Source organism: Vibrio sp. L5-1 (genome assembly GCF_021728315.1).
Lineage (GTDB): Bacteria > Pseudomonadota > Gammaproteobacteria > Enterobacterales > Vibrionaceae > Vibrio > Vibrio splendidus_K.
The window spans coordinates 1,188,656-1,205,474 of record NZ_JAKKCQ010000002.1; the positions used below are offsets into that span (position 1 = coordinate 1,188,656).

At 42.6% G+C, this 16,819-nt stretch carries 13 protein-coding genes; 8 read left to right on the top strand and 5 right to left on the bottom strand.

All coding sequences use genetic code 11. The annotated features are described in order from the left end of the window. Window positions 1-55: 55 nt before the first annotated feature. Window positions 56-1,996, top strand: coding sequence for a methyl-accepting chemotaxis protein (locus L3V35_RS12200; protein ID WP_237299841.1), 1,941 nt, complete (start codon window positions 56-58; stop codon window positions 1,994-1,996). 111 nt (window positions 1,997-2,107) lie between these two features. Here L3V35_RS12200 and L3V35_RS12205 read toward each other — a convergent pair whose 3' ends face one another. Beyond that, complete coding sequence (locus tag L3V35_RS12205) at window positions 2,108-3,013, bottom strand: hydrogen peroxide-inducible genes activator (RefSeq protein ID WP_017090958.1); 906 nt, start codon at window positions 3,011-3,013, stop codon at window positions 2,108-2,110. Between the two features lie 209 nt (window positions 3,014-3,222). On the opposite strand from L3V35_RS12205, the gene L3V35_RS12210 reads away from it, so the two are divergent. From L3V35_RS12210 to L3V35_RS12230, 5 genes are all read left to right on the top strand, one after another. Continuing rightward, window positions 3,223-3,831 carry a peroxiredoxin C gene (locus tag L3V35_RS12210; protein WP_009848275.1) on the top strand — a complete coding sequence of 203 codons (609 nt, stop codon included), beginning with the start codon at window positions 3,223-3,225 and terminating at the stop codon, window positions 3,829-3,831. Between the two features lie 305 nt (window positions 3,832-4,136). Continuing rightward, entirely contained in the window at window positions 4,137-4,889 is a 753-nt protein-coding gene (locus L3V35_RS12215; protein WP_237299934.1) for a copper homeostasis protein CutC, read from the top strand. A gap of 93 nt (window positions 4,890-4,982) precedes the next feature. Then, window positions 4,983-5,912 (top strand): LysR family transcriptional regulator, encoded by a 930-nt coding sequence (locus tag L3V35_RS12220; protein WP_237299843.1) that lies wholly within the window; start codon window positions 4,983-4,985, stop codon window positions 5,910-5,912. A gap of 126 nt (window positions 5,913-6,038) precedes the next feature. Continuing rightward, window positions 6,039-6,596 (top strand): porin family protein, encoded by a 558-nt coding sequence (locus tag L3V35_RS12225; protein WP_010440457.1) that lies wholly within the window; start codon window positions 6,039-6,041, stop codon window positions 6,594-6,596. Between the two features lie 222 nt (window positions 6,597-6,818). Then, complete coding sequence (locus L3V35_RS12230; RefSeq protein ID WP_237299844.1) at window positions 6,819-7,310, top strand: hypothetical protein; 492 nt, start codon at window positions 6,819-6,821, stop codon at window positions 7,308-7,310. Between the two features lie 9 nt (window positions 7,311-7,319). Here the strand turns inward: L3V35_RS12230 and phoU are convergent, their stop codons facing one another. The 4 genes from phoU to L3V35_RS12250 all read right to left on the bottom strand — a co-directional run bounded on the left by phoU (window position 7,320) and on the right by L3V35_RS12250 (window position 12,949). Further along, the gene (gene phoU, locus L3V35_RS12235; protein ID WP_004735072.1) at window positions 7,320-8,018 is read right to left on the bottom strand and encodes a phosphate signaling complex protein PhoU; all 699 of its coding nucleotides are present in this window, start codon (window positions 8,016-8,018) and stop codon (window positions 7,320-7,322) included. A gap of 75 nt (window positions 8,019-8,093) precedes the next feature. Next, window positions 8,094-8,912 (bottom strand): phosphate ABC transporter ATP-binding protein PstB, encoded by an 819-nt coding sequence (pstB, locus tag L3V35_RS12240; protein WP_004735071.1) that lies wholly within the window; start codon window positions 8,910-8,912, stop codon window positions 8,094-8,096. Beyond that, on the bottom strand, window positions 8,913-10,622 hold the full coding sequence (gene pstA, locus L3V35_RS12245; protein ID WP_237299935.1) for a phosphate ABC transporter permease PstA: 1,710 nt from the start codon (window positions 10,620-10,622) through the stop codon (window positions 8,913-8,915). A gap of 110 nt (window positions 10,623-10,732) precedes the next feature. Next, window positions 10,733-12,949, bottom strand: a complete 2,217-nt coding sequence (locus L3V35_RS12250; RefSeq protein WP_237299846.1) for an ABC transporter permease subunit — start codon at window positions 12,947-12,949, stop codon at window positions 10,733-10,735. Window positions 12,950-13,149: 200 nt separating this feature from the next. Between L3V35_RS12250 and ppk1 the strand changes: the two genes are divergently transcribed. Further along, window positions 13,150-15,246 (top strand): polyphosphate kinase 1, encoded by a 2,097-nt coding sequence (gene ppk1, locus L3V35_RS12255; RefSeq protein WP_237299848.1) that lies wholly within the window; start codon window positions 13,150-13,152, stop codon window positions 15,244-15,246. Then, entirely contained in the window at window positions 15,237-16,748 is a 1,512-nt protein-coding gene (gene ppx / locus L3V35_RS12260; protein WP_237299850.1) for an exopolyphosphatase, read from the top strand. Before ppk1 ends, ppx begins: the two co-directional genes overlap by 10 nt. Window positions 16,749-16,819 lie beyond the last annotated feature (71 nt).

The window sequence follows — 16,819 nt, forward strand, 5'->3', positions numbered from 1 at the left end:
TAATGTAAAAATTTGTTAACAATAAAAACAAACTGCCTTTCTGGGAATGATACTTATGAGTTTAAAGAAATTGCTGTCCTTGGGTTTTGGCGTGATTCTTGCGCTAATTTTGGTTATTTCAGTCGTTGCTTCATTGCGCTTTTATCAATCTAGTCATGGGTTTAATACCTATCGCTCTCTTGCATTAACCAGTGTATCCACTGGGCGAATCCAAGCCAACATATTGGAAGCTCGTTTATCTGCATTAAAATATATAAAGAACCCTGTTGTATCGCATGCTTCAGAGCTCAATAAGCGCATCACAACATCAATTCAGTTGATTGACGAAGTATTGGACGCTCATATTGACGACCTACATAAAAATGAGTTTTTAGCGATAGAGAAGCAGCTTAAACAATACAGCCAGGGCTTTAACCAGGTAGTGCAACTGGTCAATACTAGGAACAACTTAGTTAAAGAAAACTTAGATCCATCAGGTCTTAAGATGCGACAAGCAGTGACTAACTTAATGACGCAAGCTTCTGCTGAAGAAGATTTAGAAGTTGCTGTCAGTTCAGGGCAACTTCAACAACATGTGTTGTTATCACGATTGTATGCTTCTAAATTTTTGACTAGCAACAAAATAGAAGATGCTCAACGAGCTCAAAAAGAGTTTGCGTCCGCCACATTTCTCGTAGAAACCATAGAATCTCAATTGATGTCAGACGAGCAAATTCGTTACTTAGCTGATTTTAATAATGCCTTTAAAACCTACCGAGTCACTTTTTCAGAAGTTGTTAACACGATAAAGGAACGAAACAACATCGTTTCTGGAACCCTTGATATTGCAGGTAGCAATGCGGCGAAAACAATTGAAGAAATAAAGCTATCTACCAAGTCACAACAAGACTCCGTCGGACCAAGCATGGTTGAACGATTTTCAAATGCTCAATTTATCTTAGGTGCTCTTTCAATTATTGTTATCGCGATTGCCCTTGGCATTGCCATCTCGATTTATCGGAGCGTCTGGAAAGTCGTAGGGGGAGAGCCTAGCGATATTCAAGCAATTGTAGAGGAAGTCGCTTTCGGTGACCTTTCAAAACAGATTCCAATAACAGGTAAAGAAACGGGTATATACGCAAACATTTTAGAGATGCGCCAAGAGCTACGTCGCATCATCGATGGATTCCACCAAATTTCAGACAACGTTTCAGCGGCTTCAGTCGAGTTAACGGCCGTGATGAGTCAAACAGAAGGGAATGCTCAACAAGAACTGAGCCAAATGGAGCAAATAGCAACAGCCATCAATGAACTTTCTAGTACTGCGAATGAGGTTAGCCATAATGCAGCTAGTGCTGAGAACGCGGCAACTGGTGCAACTTCCAATGTTAAAAAGGGCGGCGTTTCACTCGATGCCTCAGATGATATATCTCGCAAGGTTGAAGACTCAATCGAAGAGACATCAAATATCGTAAATCAACTGCAAGAGTACTCGGTAGAGATCGGTACTGTTATTGAAGTGATCAACTCCATCTCTGAGCAAACGAACTTGCTAGCACTCAACGCAGCCATTGAGGCCGCACGAGCTGGTGAGCAAGGGCGTGGTTTTGCTGTCGTTGCTGATGAAGTTCGTTCTCTGGCGGCTAAAACACAACAATCAACTGTCGATATTCAAGAGATAATCTCTCGACTTCAAGCACAAGCAAAAGATGCCAACCAGTTCATGCAATCTAACCTATCGTTAGCCGTAGAGTCGCGTCATTACAGCGAACAGCTTAGAACGGCATTCGCATCAATAACGGAGTCTGTTGGCCTGATTTCAGATATGAATACACAAGTAGCAACAGCATCTGAAGAGCAATCAGGAGTCACACAGGATATTTCACAAAATGTTTCTTTGACCTTTGATATCGTTCATCAAAATGTCTCAGGAATCGAACAAAGCAAACAAGCAAGTGAGGAGCTATCTTCATTAGCAGTGAAACAAAAAGACTTACTGAGTTTTTTCAAAATCTAACGCTATAGATAAATTTCCAACGCCACATTTTGTGGCGTTTCTCTTCACAAATGAACAAACAAAAAGAGCGGCTAAAATGGCCGCTCTTTTTGTTTTGATGTTCTAGGTTTTTTATAACAACTCAGAAACTACATCGGCTAATTGGTGGAAGGTTTCACGGCGCGATGAGCTCGGTCGCCAGACAAGACCAATGTCTCGGTATGCCTGTTGGCCTGGAGGATCGATCACCACTAGGTTTTGGTTTTCCAATAAACCATGATCGATGGCCATCTGCGGAATAAAGGTGGTACCTAAACCATTGGCCACCATTTGCACCAATGTGTGCAAGCTCGTTGCCGTGAACGGATTGATCTTCTCTTTATCAGTTAACTTGCACGCTGACACCGCATGTTCGGTTAAACAGTGCTCGTTCTCCAACAAGAATACAGACTCATCTGGCAAATCATCGTATTTAATCGGAACACGAATGCCATCGGCTTGATTACGACTGATCACCATTCTGAACGGGTCTTGCCCGACAACTTTACTCTCCATGTTGTCGATATCGACAGGCAGAGCCAGAATCAACACATCTAACTCACCATGACGTAATGCAGCCAATAAGTTAGTCGTCGTGTCTTCACGTAACAGTAAGTTCAACTGTGGAAAACGATGGTTGGCTTCTTGAACCAAATCACACAGAAGGAATGGCGCAATGGTAGGAATACACCCTACTCGCAACTGCCCTTGCATTGCATCACCATTACATAGGTTTCCGAGTTCAACCAAGTCTTGCCCCTTCGCCAACAACTCTCGACCATGCTTGACCACCAGCTCTCCCGCTTGAGTGAAAACGAGTGGGCTCTTTTTATCTTTCTTCTCATAGAGAGGACAACCAATCAGCTCTTCGAGGTTTTGAATGCCTTTACTTAACGTCGATTGACTCACGAAGCAGCGATCCGCTGCATCACTAAAGTGACGAGTTTCGTGAAGAGTAACAAGATAGTGAAGCTGCTTAAGACTTGGCCATTTATTCATGAAATTACTTTGTAATATGAGTAGGATAAGTTACGTAAAGGTCAGCAGACCTAAGGACTGGACAAAGATTAAGCTCATCGCTTTTTTCGATTAACTTAATCTATTTAATTCGCTTTTTTCTATAGTACCGATTGTACTATAGTTTGTCCCGTAGAAACGGAGCCCAAACAAAGATGTGTTGGGCCAACTAATTTTTTAGGAGATTCCAAATGGTACTAGTAGGTCGTCAAGCCCCTGACTTTACTGCAGCAGCTGTTCTAGGTAACGGTGAGATCGTTGATAACTTCAACTTCGCAGAATTCACTAAAGGTAAGAAAGCTGTAGTTTTCTTCTACCCACTAGACTTCACTTTCGTTTGTCCTTCAGAGCTAATCGCTTTCGACAACCGTCTAGAAGATTTCCAAGCTAAAGGCGTTGAAGTAATCGGTGTTTCTATCGATTCACAATTCTCTCACAACGCATGGCGTAACACTGCTATCGCTGATGGCGGTATCGGTCAAGTTAAATACCCTCTAATTGCTGACGTTAAGCACGAGATCTGCAAAGCATACGATGTTGAGCACCCAGAAGCAGGTGTTGCTTTCCGTGGTTCTTTCCTAATCGATGCTGACGGCCTTGTACGTCACCAAGTAGTTAACGATCTTCCACTAGGTCGTAACATCGACGAAATGCTACGCATGGTAGACGCACTAAACTTCCACGAGAAGAACGGTGAAGTTTGTCCTGCACAATGGGAAGAAGGTAAATCAGGTATGGACGCATCTCCACAAGGTGTTGCAGCATTCCTATCTGAGCACGCTGACGACCTAAGCAAGTAATTACCTCTTAAGCCTGAACTCAACTCAGGTTAATGGTTGGAACATTCTCTACAAAGAGAAATAAAGCATAAGCTAATAGCGCAAAGCGCACCGCCAATCAGTTAAGAAGTAAAGTCCTATTAAAAGCCCGAAGTTAACGCTTCGGGCTTTTTGTTTTTACACGACCTCACCACTCCCCTACCTGAAAGTGAATTGGGGTAGCGACAAAGCAAAAGTTTACCCCTATTTCCCTCTGCTAACACCTATTCAAAATCATACCTAGATTGCTATTATTTAGTCAGTATCTCTTTAAATGAGCAAACATGATGAACATCGAAATTGAAGTCTGTATCGATAACTTAGAATCTCTACACAACGCGCTGTCTGGCGGCGCGAATCGAATTGAGCTTTGCTCTTCATTGGCACTTGGCGGGTTAACTCCAAGCTTCGGAATGATGAAACAAGCGGCAAAAATTTCGTCCGTTCCTGTCTACGCGATGATACGACCAAGACAAGGCGACTTCATTTTCGATAATGACGATATGCTCTGTATGCTTGAAGATATTGAAGCTTGTGCAAGTGCTGGGTTGGATGGAGTCGTACTTGGTGTATTAGCGCCGAACGGAAGTATTGATATGCCAAAAATGCAGCAACTGGCTGACAAAGCGCACTCATTGAAGCTTGGAATGACGTTTCATAGAGCCATAGATCAATGTACCGATTACCAAGTTGCTTTAGAACAGGTCATAGCGCTCGGCTGTGAACGGATCCTAACGTCAGGGATTGCTGCCAATGCAGAGCAAGGCATCGATGTATTAGCAGATATGGTCAAACAAGCCGATGGAAGAATCGACATCATGGCTGGGGCTGGCGTCAACGCAACGAATGCTAAGATGATTCGAAGCAATACCCAAGTGCCTGCACTTCATCTTTCAGGTAAATCGACAAGACCAAGCCTAATGGAAAATAACTCGAGTGCTCAAATGGGTAACGATAACGTTGATGATTATCAAATCCCCGTGACTGATGCGAATAAGATATCCGATGTAAGAGCTGCCCTCACCGCTTTAGGACAATAGTCGCTACCAAAAATCTAAGAGAACCTCACTGACTAATCTATCCCGCTAACGTATATTAGGTTTAATAGTGCAGTAAACTTTTCACGGATAGATATGGCTAAAGACTTATTCAGTACTCTTGATTTAAACCTGTTACGAACATTCCTCATCGTTTATCAAGAAAAAAATACCAGAAAGGCTGCGGAGCGACTCTTTGTTTCACAGCCAGCAGTCAGCCAAGCCCTACAGAAGCTAAGATATCACTTCAATGATAACCTCTTCGTAAAGGTTCATGGTGGCCTGCAACCTACCTCATTCAGTGAGCAACTCATCAATGAAATAACACCACACTTTGATGGCTTAATGACCGCGGTGAATGCATCCAATCGATTTAACCCAAGTGAGATTGACTATCCCTTAAAGATAGCGTTATCACCTGTAGTACTCGCTTGTTTATCCGGTACCTTATATAAAGAGCTTATGAGACAAGCACCAAATTCAAAACTTGAGCTTGTAAGTTGGTCTACCTCATCTTGTGAAGATATACAGAAAGGAGAGGTTCTATTAGGCGTTGCTTACGAGCTTCCTTTTACATCAAAAGAGATTTATGTAAAAAAACTGGTGGAAATTACCGGCCGATTATTTGTAAGAAAGGATCATCCGATAAAGCAAGCTTCAGTCAGTCCCGAAGAATTAGCAGGTTATGAAATAGCATCAATGATATCTCCTGGCTGGAACGACAATTTTAGCCATGCAGCCAACATATTAGAGTCACGTTCAATTCCACACAGTATTGGCTTTCGTTCCGAGATTTTGATGGCTATCATCGATGTCGTGGCGAACTCCGATATGTACATGCCACATTCCAACCTATTCCCCATAGATAACTACCCAACGCTGCGAGCTATAGATGTAGATCTTGACACTAAATACAAAAATGTCAGTGTTTACAGCCACATACACACTAGAAACCGCAATAACCCTCTCATATCCTGGCTTTTCGATGTAATCAAAGGTGCGCTACTACAACAGATTAATAAGTAATGCTTATTACAGATATACGAGAACCTATTTAGCTTAAAAATATAACACTGTTTAATATTCACTCCATCGACAGGGAGTCAATCAAATATAAGGATGCAATAATTAAACATTAAGAGCGTTATTTATATGAAATTACTAACTACAGCACTAACCGTTATCGCAATCACTTCTGCTTCATCAGCTTATGCTCAGAAAGACTATTCTGGACATCGTATTGGTTTCGGTATTGTTTCTAGTGAAGTCGATCATCTAGATTCAAATTTCTCTCGAAGCGATTTAGGTAATGGGTTAAAGCTCGAATATGGTTATGACATTAACCGAATCTTTGGTGTGAATATCTCATCAGATACGAGTAAAGAAGATGAAAATTTTGAAGGCTATGGATATGAGACTAAAGTTTCAACCTTCAAAATAGACACAGACATCGGCTATGCATTCTTCCTCAATGGCTTTGATGTAAAGCCATACGGTGCTATTGGTTTTGCTCGTGTAGAGGAAAAGATCACGTTAAATACGCCTGACGGTAGTGCAAGTATCAAAGACAACAATACTTCTCTACTGCTCGGCACCGGAGTTAGAGCAAATTTTGATTTCGGTCTTTATACCGACCTACGATTCAACTTCATCATGATGGATGACTATGACATCGATCAGTTATCTTTTACTGTCGGATACAAGTTCTAAGCGTAGCTTTCCATCAATTAAACACTTTGTTCACAATCTGTTTGGGTTGTGAGCAAAGTAATCATGCATACCAATAAGTAGGCATTATCACCGATATAACCAATACGAATTAGCCTACTCTTTCTAAAATATTACAATATGATTGTTATTCAATTGCTTCACTGGTTTTACACATGGAGCGACCTAATGCTAAGGAGAGCAAACAATTACTTCGGTGGTACCATGAAATTTAAAACACTTCTTTTAGCTTCTGTTTTATTCTCAACCTCTGCATTTTCAAATGGTCTTCATTTATCCCCAGAACTAAAGATTGGTTCTTATCATGGTTTTGGAATGCAAGCAGGTATTACTGATGTGGCAAATCTAGGCGCCATTTACCTGATCTATTCTCACCTATGGTATGACAGCGATCGATATGATGAAACGGTTGATGCGTATCGCGTTGGTATCCAGAACATGTTTGGAAGAAACCAAAACCACGGCTTTCAGGCGGAGATTGGTGTAGCTAGTTATGACGGTACAAAAACGCGCTCAGACGAAGTTGAAGAGAAGACTGCACATGGTTTAAGCCTAGGCGGTGCCTACGTGTACCAAGCGACACCAATGCTTGGGCTACGTGCTGGTGTTGATATGAATATTTTTGATCACAATAAGACCTTCGTGCCTTACGACACAACAATCAACCTTAACCTTGGTGCAATTATTCGATTCTAAAGTTAATACCTACTTCAGTGCGTCATCTAAGCTTTGATCACCAAGGTGGCGTACATCTTTACCCTTCACAAAATAAATAATGTATTCACAGATATTTTGACAACGATCTCCCACTCGCTCAATCGCACGGGCTGACCACATCACTTGTAGGATATTGGGGATGTTCTTAGGATCCTCCATCATGTACGTCATCAACTGACGAATCACAGCTTCATATTCCGCATCCAGCTTATCGTCAAGTTTATGTACTTCTGCCGCCGCATCGACATCCATACGAGCAAAAGCATCTAATACTTGATGCAACATAGTAATTGCCTGACGACACAATGGCTCTAACGAGACGTGAAACTTTTGCTCTTTCGTAGAAGGGATCTCAATCGCACCCTGTGCGATTTTAGAAGCAACATCGCCAATACGTTCTAGATCAGTAATGGTTTTGATGATCGCCATAATCAAACGCAGATCTTTGGCAGTCGGCTGACGCTTCGCGATAATACGAGTACATGCTTCATCGATCGAAACTTCCATCGCATTCACTTTATGGTCGTCACGAATTACTTTTTTGGCCAGCTCCGCGTCATCTTTATGAAGCGCTTGCATCGCAAATGACAACTGCTGCTCTACCAATCCACCCATAGTTAATACGTGTGTACGGATAGATTCTAATTCGACATTAAACTGTCCTGAGATGTGGCGACCAAAATGCATGTCAGCTCCTTAAAAGAAATGAATAAAGTCGTTTATTTCAGAGTGACTTAGCTCTAGATAGCGCGAACTTAAACGTTAGCCGTACCTACCTGTAATGTAGTCTTCCGTTTGATTTTTCAATGGCGAAGTAAATATAGAATCAGTATCTGAGTACTCGATCAACTTACCCATATGGATAAAAGCGGTGTGGTCACTCACGCGAGCTGCCTGCTGCATGTTATGAGTAACAATAACAACGGTGTATTGGGTTTTAAGTTCGTTGATCAACTCTTCAATCGTCAATGTCGAAATCGGATCGAGTGCCGATGTTGGCTCATCCAATAACAACACTTCAGGTTCGATGGCAACCGCACGAGCGATAACCAAACGCTGCTGTTGACCACCCGATAAACCAAAAGCGTTTTCATGCAAACGGTCTTTCACTTCATCCCACAACGCCGCGGCGCGCAGAGAGCGTTCAACTGCATCATCAAGATCTCGGCTGTTGCTCACACCTTGCAACCTCAATCCATAAACCACATTCTCATAGATAGATTTAGGGAAAGGGTTTGGACGTTGAAACACCATGCCGACACGACGTCGTAAAGTCGCGACATCCACCTTAGGGTGATACACGTTCTTACCATGAAGCTTCACTTTCCCGGAAACCTTACAGCCTTCAACAAGATCGTTCATGCGATTAATGCAGCGCAAAAGAGTCGACTTACCACAGCCAGAAGGGCCGATAAAAGCCGTCACCTGCCCCTTAGGGATCTGCATTGAAATATCATCGAGTGCTTGGCTCTCTTTATAATAAAGATTCAGCCCTTCAATCGAGATAGCAATTTGCTCATCCTTCAGGTTGTGAACATCAAGTGGTGCTTGGTAACCCAAGGTTTCATTAATCGAGAACATTTAATCTTGTCCTAAGGTTCGGTATTTTTCACGCAAGTTATTACGGATATTAATGGCTGTTAAATTCAGTCCAACGATAACCGTAACCAATAAAAATGAAGTCGCATACACTAAAGGTCGTGCCGCTTCGATATTAGATGTTTGAAAACCAACATCGTAGATATGAAAGCCTAAGTGCATGAACTTTCTCTCTAAGTGTAGATATGGGAACTGACCATCTACAGGTAAGCTTGATGCTAGCTTCACAACACCTACCAGCATTAATGGAGCCACTTCCCCCGCAGCTCTCGCGATGGCCAATATCAACCCCGTGATAATCGCAGGGCTTGCCATCGGTAAAACAATACGCCAAAGGGTCTCAAACTGAGTAGCACCAAGCGCCAATGAACCATGCCTCACCGAGCTAGGGATACGCGTTAAGCCCTCTTCCGTTGTTACAATAACAACGGGCAATGTTAATACCGCCAAGGTCAATGCAGACCATAAAAGACCTGGAGTACCAAATGTCGGTGCTGGCAATCGCTCTGCATAAAACAAAGAATCGATAGAACCACCGATGGTATAGACGAAGAAACCTAAGCCGAATACGCCATACACAATCGACGGTACACCCGCTAAGTTAATTACAGCAATACGGATCAAACGAGTCAGTGCGTTGTTTTTTGCATATTCATGAAGATAAATAGCAGCAACGACACCAAGTGGCATCACTACGATCGACATGAGAATAACCAGCAACACAGTGCCGAAGATCGCAGGAAACACCCCACCTTCAGAGTTTGAGTCTCGTGGGTTTTCAGATAAAAACTTCCAAACTTGCTTGCCCCAATGCCCAACCTTTTCAAGATAAGACATATTATTCGGGTACCAATAATCCAAGATATGACTGAGCGAAATTTCAACCTGCTCTCCTGTCATATCTTCCACCAACAAGCTTTCGACATTGAGCTGTGTTCTAAGATGCTCAAGCTTTACTTCTGCTTCCGCTAACTGGCGATTTAGTTCCAGTTTAGTTTGAGTATAAGTTTTAAGGTATTCATCGCTCACTGACTCATTGAGTTCAAGCTTACGTTTTTCTAAGCGCAGATTTTCCAATTGCCAACTGATATTGCGGATTTCTTGGTTCACAACACGCGACGTTTCTTTACGTAACGTATCAGCGAACGCCAAGCCTTGTTCGAATTTTTGGTCTATGTTCGAATCAAAGGTGCCAGAAGCGGTTTTAAAACCCACCGGTTTACCAAAGAAATAACCACCTCGACTTCGTTCAATCACAATCCAATCAAGCGGAGTTGTTGGTTCTCGTAAGTTAACATCCAGAATAGAAACAAAGTCCGCAGGGTACAGTTCTCTGTTGGCGACTTTGATACTTAAGCGCTGAATTAGTCCCGTCGACAAATTTTGAGGCGACAAGTGGTCGTGTACTTGTGGAACTTGCTCTATCGGGATGTATTTACGTTCATATAACTGACCAATCAATACATCTTGCTTTGATACCGTTTCGTCAAGATCGACCACTAACGACAAATCTTTGGAGTCGACTTGCCATTGATACAAAGGAGCTGGCCAAAAATAGGTTAAACCCTTCCAGCCAATCAACAGCATTAGGCCAAGAACAGAGAGCATACTGATGCTCACTGCACCGCCCGTAAGCCAAATCCACGGAGAGCCTGATTTAATCCAAGACAATAATGACTTCAGTTTATTCATCATGAACGACCTTGCTCTGACGTGCTGAACCCAAGAAAGAGCCAACTTCGTGAGATACGCTAATCAAACAGCTAACAGCCATTGATAGAGATTGAGGTGAACCTTTAAAACTACAGCGCACGATATTTATCTCTCAGTCTTTGTCTAACCCACTCAGCAACTGAGTTCACCGCGAATGTAAAGATAAACAGCAAGAGTGCAGCCAAGAACAGCAAGCGGAAATGAGAACCGCCCACCTCAGATTCTGGTAATTCAACAGCAATCGTTGCCGATAACGTTCTCATCCCTTCCAAAATATTCCAGTCAAGAATTGGGGTGTTACCTGTAGCCATCAAAACGATCATGGTTTCGCCAACCGCTCTCCCAAGTCCCATCATAACTGCTGAAAAAATACCTGGGCTAGCCGTTAATAGCACCACATAGATAAGTGTCTGCCACGCCGTCGCTCCCAAAGCCAGTGAGCCATCGGATAAATGTTTTGGCACAGAGAAAATAGCGTCTTCTGCAATCGTGAAAATGGTAGGGATGACAGCGAAGCCCATAGCGAAACCAACCACCAGCGCATTACGTTGATCAAAGTCGATGCCATAGCTAGCTAAGAAGGTACGAATATCACCGTCAAACAACAAGGCTTCAATGCTGTGTCCACCAGCAAATACAGCGACCACGGTAATCATCAATACCGGAATCAATATCAAGGCGTGCCAACCATTAGCGAAGCGGCTCGTCACCATCTTCGGCAAACAGTACCAAACAAGTCCAGTCAACAATGTGCTCAGTGGTAACAACACCATTAATGAGAAGACTGCCGTTAGATGCGTTTCGACAATTGGAGCAAACCAAAGCCCAGCCAAGAACCCTATGATAACGGTCGGAAGAGCTTCCATCAGTTCTATCGACGGCTTCACGACTCTTCGCATTCTTGGAGACATAAAGTATGCGGTGTAAATGGCTCCGAGCACAGCAACTGGCACGGCAAACATCATCGCAAACAGAGCGGCCTTGATGGTACCAAACGTGATAGGGACTAAACTGAATTTTTCTTCAAAGTCATCGTTCGCCGACGTTGATTGCCAAACGTATTGCGGCTCTGGGTAGCTTTCGTACCAGACTTTTTGCCAAAGCGATGAGAATGATATTTGCGGATATTCGTTATCGACCTTAGCCACACTGATGGTGCCATCAATCAACGTAGCCAGATGCAGTTCGTTGGCAGACATAGCCGCTAATTGTGGTGACTTATCAAATGCGCGCTCGAACAGCGACAGCTTTTCACTGGTCGTATAGTGGCTTTGTAATGTGCCGTTCTTATAGAAACTATAAAAACCTTTTCTATAAGTATCGGGCAGAATAAATTGCACTTGTTCAGCAAGTTGGAAGTCTCGAATATGGGTCAGGCTACGCTTTTCATCTTTGAGTACATCAAACCACTGAGAAACCTGTCCGTCCTCATGCGTAACCAACAGTGAATAAGCTCCAGACAGTAAATCGATACTTTTCACCGAGTGCTTTGCATCATTCAAGCTAAGATCAATCACTTCACGAACATTGAAGCCGCTATCTGATAGCTTTAATATCACTAAATCCGATTGTGCTCGGAGATATAAGGTTTGACCATCAGGTGTGACTAACAACTGTTGCTGTAAACCCAACTTATCCGACAACCATTGTCTCTTTTGAAAAACATACTGACCAGTAAGATCACTCTGGTACCACTTAACCAAAACTCGTTGATCGCTTAACTGAGCGGCAACCGTGATACCACGTCCATTCTTAGAGAACGCGAATTTTTCGATTGTTGCTCCGTTTGATGATTCATCATTTAAAAATGGTTCAGGGAGATCGATTTGCTCAATTTTAGGATCGGCTTCACTACCCTTTTGCAGCACGGGCGCACTATACTCAGGGTAGAAAAAGGTAAGGTTGCTTACGCTATCGGCAAAGGCAAACCAATTTTCAGATGGGGTATTTCGAGAAAAAGCGATGGGGTTAGCTAAAACACTACGCTCAAAGTAAGAATGTGTATTTTGAGACTCTAAATCCCAAAACTGAACCAAACCGGATTTTTCGATAGTAAACGCATGCTGACCGTATTCATCTACGGATAAGGCGATAGGCTTTTCTACAGCAACGGTCTTCACGACTTGGTCAGTCTCTAAACCAGTATCAGAAAATACCGGTAAAATGACCATCGCCAAGTAAACAAAGATCAGCACCAGAGCAGCTAGAACACTGACTGCACCACATGTCACCGAAAAACGGACGAGACGATCTTTCAACCATCTTTTTTTGTCGCGCTCTTTCAATGAAAATTGGGCTGAAGCCATCTGTTTATCTACCTTTTTTTAGCTACTGACATAATATGTACGTTAGATGACAATTATATTACAAGTTACGTTAAACAACTGAAACTAATAACAAGTTTGTTGACCATATTTCTTCAAGTAAGATCATAAATTTTGTGAATTTTGTCATTCTAAATTAAAGTAATCAGCTCTATAGCCAGCACTCAAGGATTATCATCTCGATGGAAAAAGACTATGTCACAAAAGAACTTAGCTGGTTATCCTTCAATGAAAGAGTGCTCCAAGAAGCAGCCGACAAATCAGTACCCTTAATCGAAAGAGTTCGTTTTTTAGGTATTTACTCGAAAAACCTCGATGAGTTTTACAAAGTCCGATTTGCTGATGTGAAACGAAAGATCTTACTTCAAGATCCTCAATTACCAGCCAACTCGCAGAAAACCCTACTAACTCAAATGCAGAGCAAAGCAAGTAAGCTCGATGCTCAATTCCATGAACTGTATAGCGACTTACTATTGGAACTGGCGCGCAATCGTATTTTTCTGGTCAACGAACAGCAAATCAGCGAAGAGCAAAGTGAGTGGATCAAAAAGTACTTTAAGAAAAAAGTGCTTCCACATTTAACTCCGTTTCTCTTGAACGAAGATCGCCAGTTGCTCAATATTATGAAAGACGAGCAAAGTTACTTAGCCATCGACATTGAGCGAGAGACATCTTCTCAATACGTGTTACTCGAAATCCCATCTGAAGCTCTCCCTCGATTTGTTAAGTTACCAGACACTTCGGGTTCACAGCGTACGACTTTGATCTTATTAGATAATATAGTTCGATTTTGTTTAGATGACTTGCTTAAAGGATTCTTTGAGTATGACTCCGTGCGTTGCTTTGCTATAAAAATGACGCGTGATGCCGATTATGACCTTCAAGAGAGCAATGAAAATAGTCTACTAGAATCTATGTCGTTGGGTTTAGAACAGCGCTTGACGGCACTACCGATACGCCTTATCTATGAGTCAGAAATGCCTGCTGAAATGCTCCACTTCTTACAAGTCAGACTTAAGCTGTCTGACTATGACAGTGTCATTGCGGGAGGACGCTATCATAACTTCAAACATTTCTCTGAGTTCCCAAGCCTTAATCGACGTGATTTAGTTAATCGTCCACTACCCGTGATTAAGTGCGCGCATTTCAGTCACTACCCAAACTATTTCGAAGCGATCAAAGCTCGTGATATCTTGTTGCATTACCCTTATCACACCTTTAATCACATTACTGAACTCGTGAGGCAGGCTTCCTTTGACCCGAAGGTAACCTCCATAAAAATAAACGTTTACCGTGTTGCAGAAGGCTCAAAACTCCTTAGCTCGATCATCGATGCGGCACACAATGGTAAAAAAGTAACTGTCGTCGTTGAGCTGCAAGCCCGCTTTGATGAACAAGCCAATATTCAGTGGACAAAGAAACTGCAAGAAGCCGGTATAAAAGTCATCCATGGTATCCCAAGTTTGAAAATTCACTCTAAGCTGCTGCTCATTAAACGGAAAGAAGGCAAGCATACGGCGCATTACGCTCATATTGGCACCGGTAACTTTCATGAAGTAACAGCGCGCGTGTATACCGATTTTTCTCTGCTCACTGCGAATGAAGATTTGACCCAAGAGGTGAGACAAGCCTTTAAGTATATTGAAAACCCTTATCAAGAATCACAGTTCAAACAACTGATTGTGTCACCAAAGAATACAAGAAAACGTCTGTATCAATTGATAGATAATGAAATACAAAACGCGATAGAGAACAAGCCTGCAAGCATCACTCTCAAACTCAACAATTTGGTCGACCGAGAGATCATTGAGAAGCTCTATCAGGCCAGCCAAGCCAATGTAAAAGTGAGAATGGTCATTCGTGGTATGTGCTCTCTCGTACCAGGAGTCCCCAACATCAGTGAGCAGATTGAGATTGTTAGTGTGGTCGATCGTTTTCTCGAACACCCAAGAGTGATGATCTTTGGTAACGCTGGAAATCCAAAAGTCTATATCTCCTCTGCAGACTGGATGACACGAAACTTTGATCATCGTATCGAAGTTGCAGCCCCAATTTTAGATCCAAAGATCAAGCAAACCGTTATCGATATCACCGAGTTTCATTTCGATGACAGCAACAAAGCCCGAGTGCTAGAGCAATCGATGAGCAACCCTTACATACAACCACCAGCAAACCCACTTGATTACCCGACGTCACAACTCTCCACTTACCACTATATTAAACGTATGGAGAAACTTGCTCGCAAGAAGTACAAACAAGAGAAGAAGTCATGCCGCTAATTGATAACAAACATTCTCGATGTATTGCCGCTATCGATTTAGGTTCGAACAGCTTTCATATGGTGGTTGCCCGAGTATTCGAACAACACCTGCAATTAGTCAGCAGACATAAACAGAAAGTGAGGTTAGGCGATGGGTTGGATGAGCGTAACTTCTTATCCGAAAGCGCTATCGAACGGGGATTGGAGTGCCTCAAGGTATTCGCAGAACGACTAGCGGATTTTGAACTTGATGATGTCAGAGTCGTCGCGACTCATACCCTAAGAAAGGCTAAAAATACCAAAGACTTCTTAGAGCAAGCTAAACCATTGTTTCCTTTTCCAATAGAGATCATCTCAGGTCAAGAAGAAGCTCGAATTATCTATAACGGCGTAGAGCACACTCAAGCCGCTTCCGAATCCAAATTAGTTATTGATATCGGTGGCGGGAGTACCGAAATCGTAGCAGGGCAAGGCTTTACACCCCAAATAATGCGTAGCTTACCGATGGGATGCGTCAGTTTTACTCAGCGCTTCTTTGCCGATGGAGGGCTGACATCACAGCACTTCTCCGATGCTTATGTCTCTGCTACTCGCCTGTTGATGCCATTAATTGAAGAATACAAACAAATCTCTTGGGAAGTTGCCTTTGGCTCATCAGGGACGGCTAAATCAATAAAAGAGGTACTCATTGGCTTAGGGTTCACCGATGGTCTCATTACGCCGCAACGCCTATCCTATTTGAGGAACCACTTATGTGAATTTCCATCATCTAAGGGGTTAGACCTTTCAGGTTTAAGTGATGAAAGAAAGCCGGTGTTTGCCGCTGGCGTCACCATTCTTTCAGCAGTTATGGATATGCTCAACATCAATGAATTGCATTTCTCCGATAGTGCCTTAAGAGAAGGGGTTCTTTATGACATGGAAGATCGGTTTAAAGATATTGATGTTCGAACAAGAACCGCCGAAACGCTTGTCTCTCGATACCATGTTGACATAGTTCATGGCCAGAAAGTCAAAGCACTCGCCCTTTCATTACTGAAACAAGCGCAACCTCAGGTGAGTACTGCGGTAAATAATGAACTTTATGATCTAATTGGATGGGCTGCATTGCTTCATGAAGTTGGACAAAGTATAGCATTCCAAGGTTATCACCGTCATTCAGCTTATCTGCTTAAACATACGACTATGCCCGGTTTCAATACTGAGCAGCAGCGTCTGATCTCAACATTAGTTCGCTATCAAAGAAAAGCGATTAAGCTTAGTTACTTACCGGATCTCACGCTATTCAATACAGGGCAGGTAGCGTTGTTAATTCAAATACTGAGGATAGCAATCTTGCTCAATCGACAGCGAAGCCAATCGCCAATACCGAATGTAAAATTAACCATTGAGCAAGATGAAAATTGGTGTTTAGAAGGAGATACCATAGACTGGTTAGCTGAAAATCAACTGCTTGATTATGAACTCAAAGAAGAACAACGACGCTGGCAAGATGTTGGATGGTCGTTGAAGCTTGAATGATGCGCCGACAAAATAAAAACAGCCTGCGGCTAGCAAGCTGTTCATACGTTAAGTTTCTACGTCCATAGTAC

Coding starts and splice junctions, on each gene's coding strand:
- phoU (WP_004735072.1), bottom strand. CDS start 8,018: ATGCATTTTGGTCGCCACATCTCAGGACAGTTTAATGTCGAATTAGAA.
- L3V35_RS12200 (WP_237299841.1), top strand. CDS start 56: ATGAGTTTAAAGAAATTGCTGTCCTTGGGTTTTGGCGTGATTCTTGCG.
- L3V35_RS12225 (WP_010440457.1), top strand. CDS start 6,039: ATGAAATTACTAACTACAGCACTAACCGTTATCGCAATCACTTCTGCT.
- L3V35_RS12215 (WP_237299934.1), top strand. CDS start 4,137: ATGAACATCGAAATTGAAGTCTGTATCGATAACTTAGAATCTCTACAC.
- pstA (WP_237299935.1), bottom strand. CDS start 10,622: ATGAATAAACTGAAGTCATTATTGTCTTGGATTAAATCAGGCTCTCCG.
- ppx (WP_237299850.1), top strand. CDS start 15,237: ATGCCGCTAATTGATAACAAACATTCTCGATGTATTGCCGCTATCGAT.
- L3V35_RS12220 (WP_237299843.1), top strand. CDS start 4,983: ATGGCTAAAGACTTATTCAGTACTCTTGATTTAAACCTGTTACGAACA.
- L3V35_RS12230 (WP_237299844.1), top strand. CDS start 6,819: ATGAAATTTAAAACACTTCTTTTAGCTTCTGTTTTATTCTCAACCTCT.
- ppk1 (WP_237299848.1), top strand. CDS start 13,150: ATGGAAAAAGACTATGTCACAAAAGAACTTAGCTGGTTATCCTTCAAT.
- L3V35_RS12250 (WP_237299846.1), bottom strand. CDS start 12,949: ATGGCTTCAGCCCAATTTTCATTGAAAGAGCGCGACAAAAAAAGATGG.
- L3V35_RS12205 (WP_017090958.1), bottom strand. CDS start 3,013: ATGAATAAATGGCCAAGTCTTAAGCAGCTTCACTATCTTGTTACTCTT.
- L3V35_RS12210 (WP_009848275.1), top strand. CDS start 3,223: ATGGTACTAGTAGGTCGTCAAGCCCCTGACTTTACTGCAGCAGCTGTT.
- pstB (WP_004735071.1), bottom strand. CDS start 8,912: ATGTTCTCGATTAATGAAACCTTGGGTTACCAAGCACCACTTGATGTT.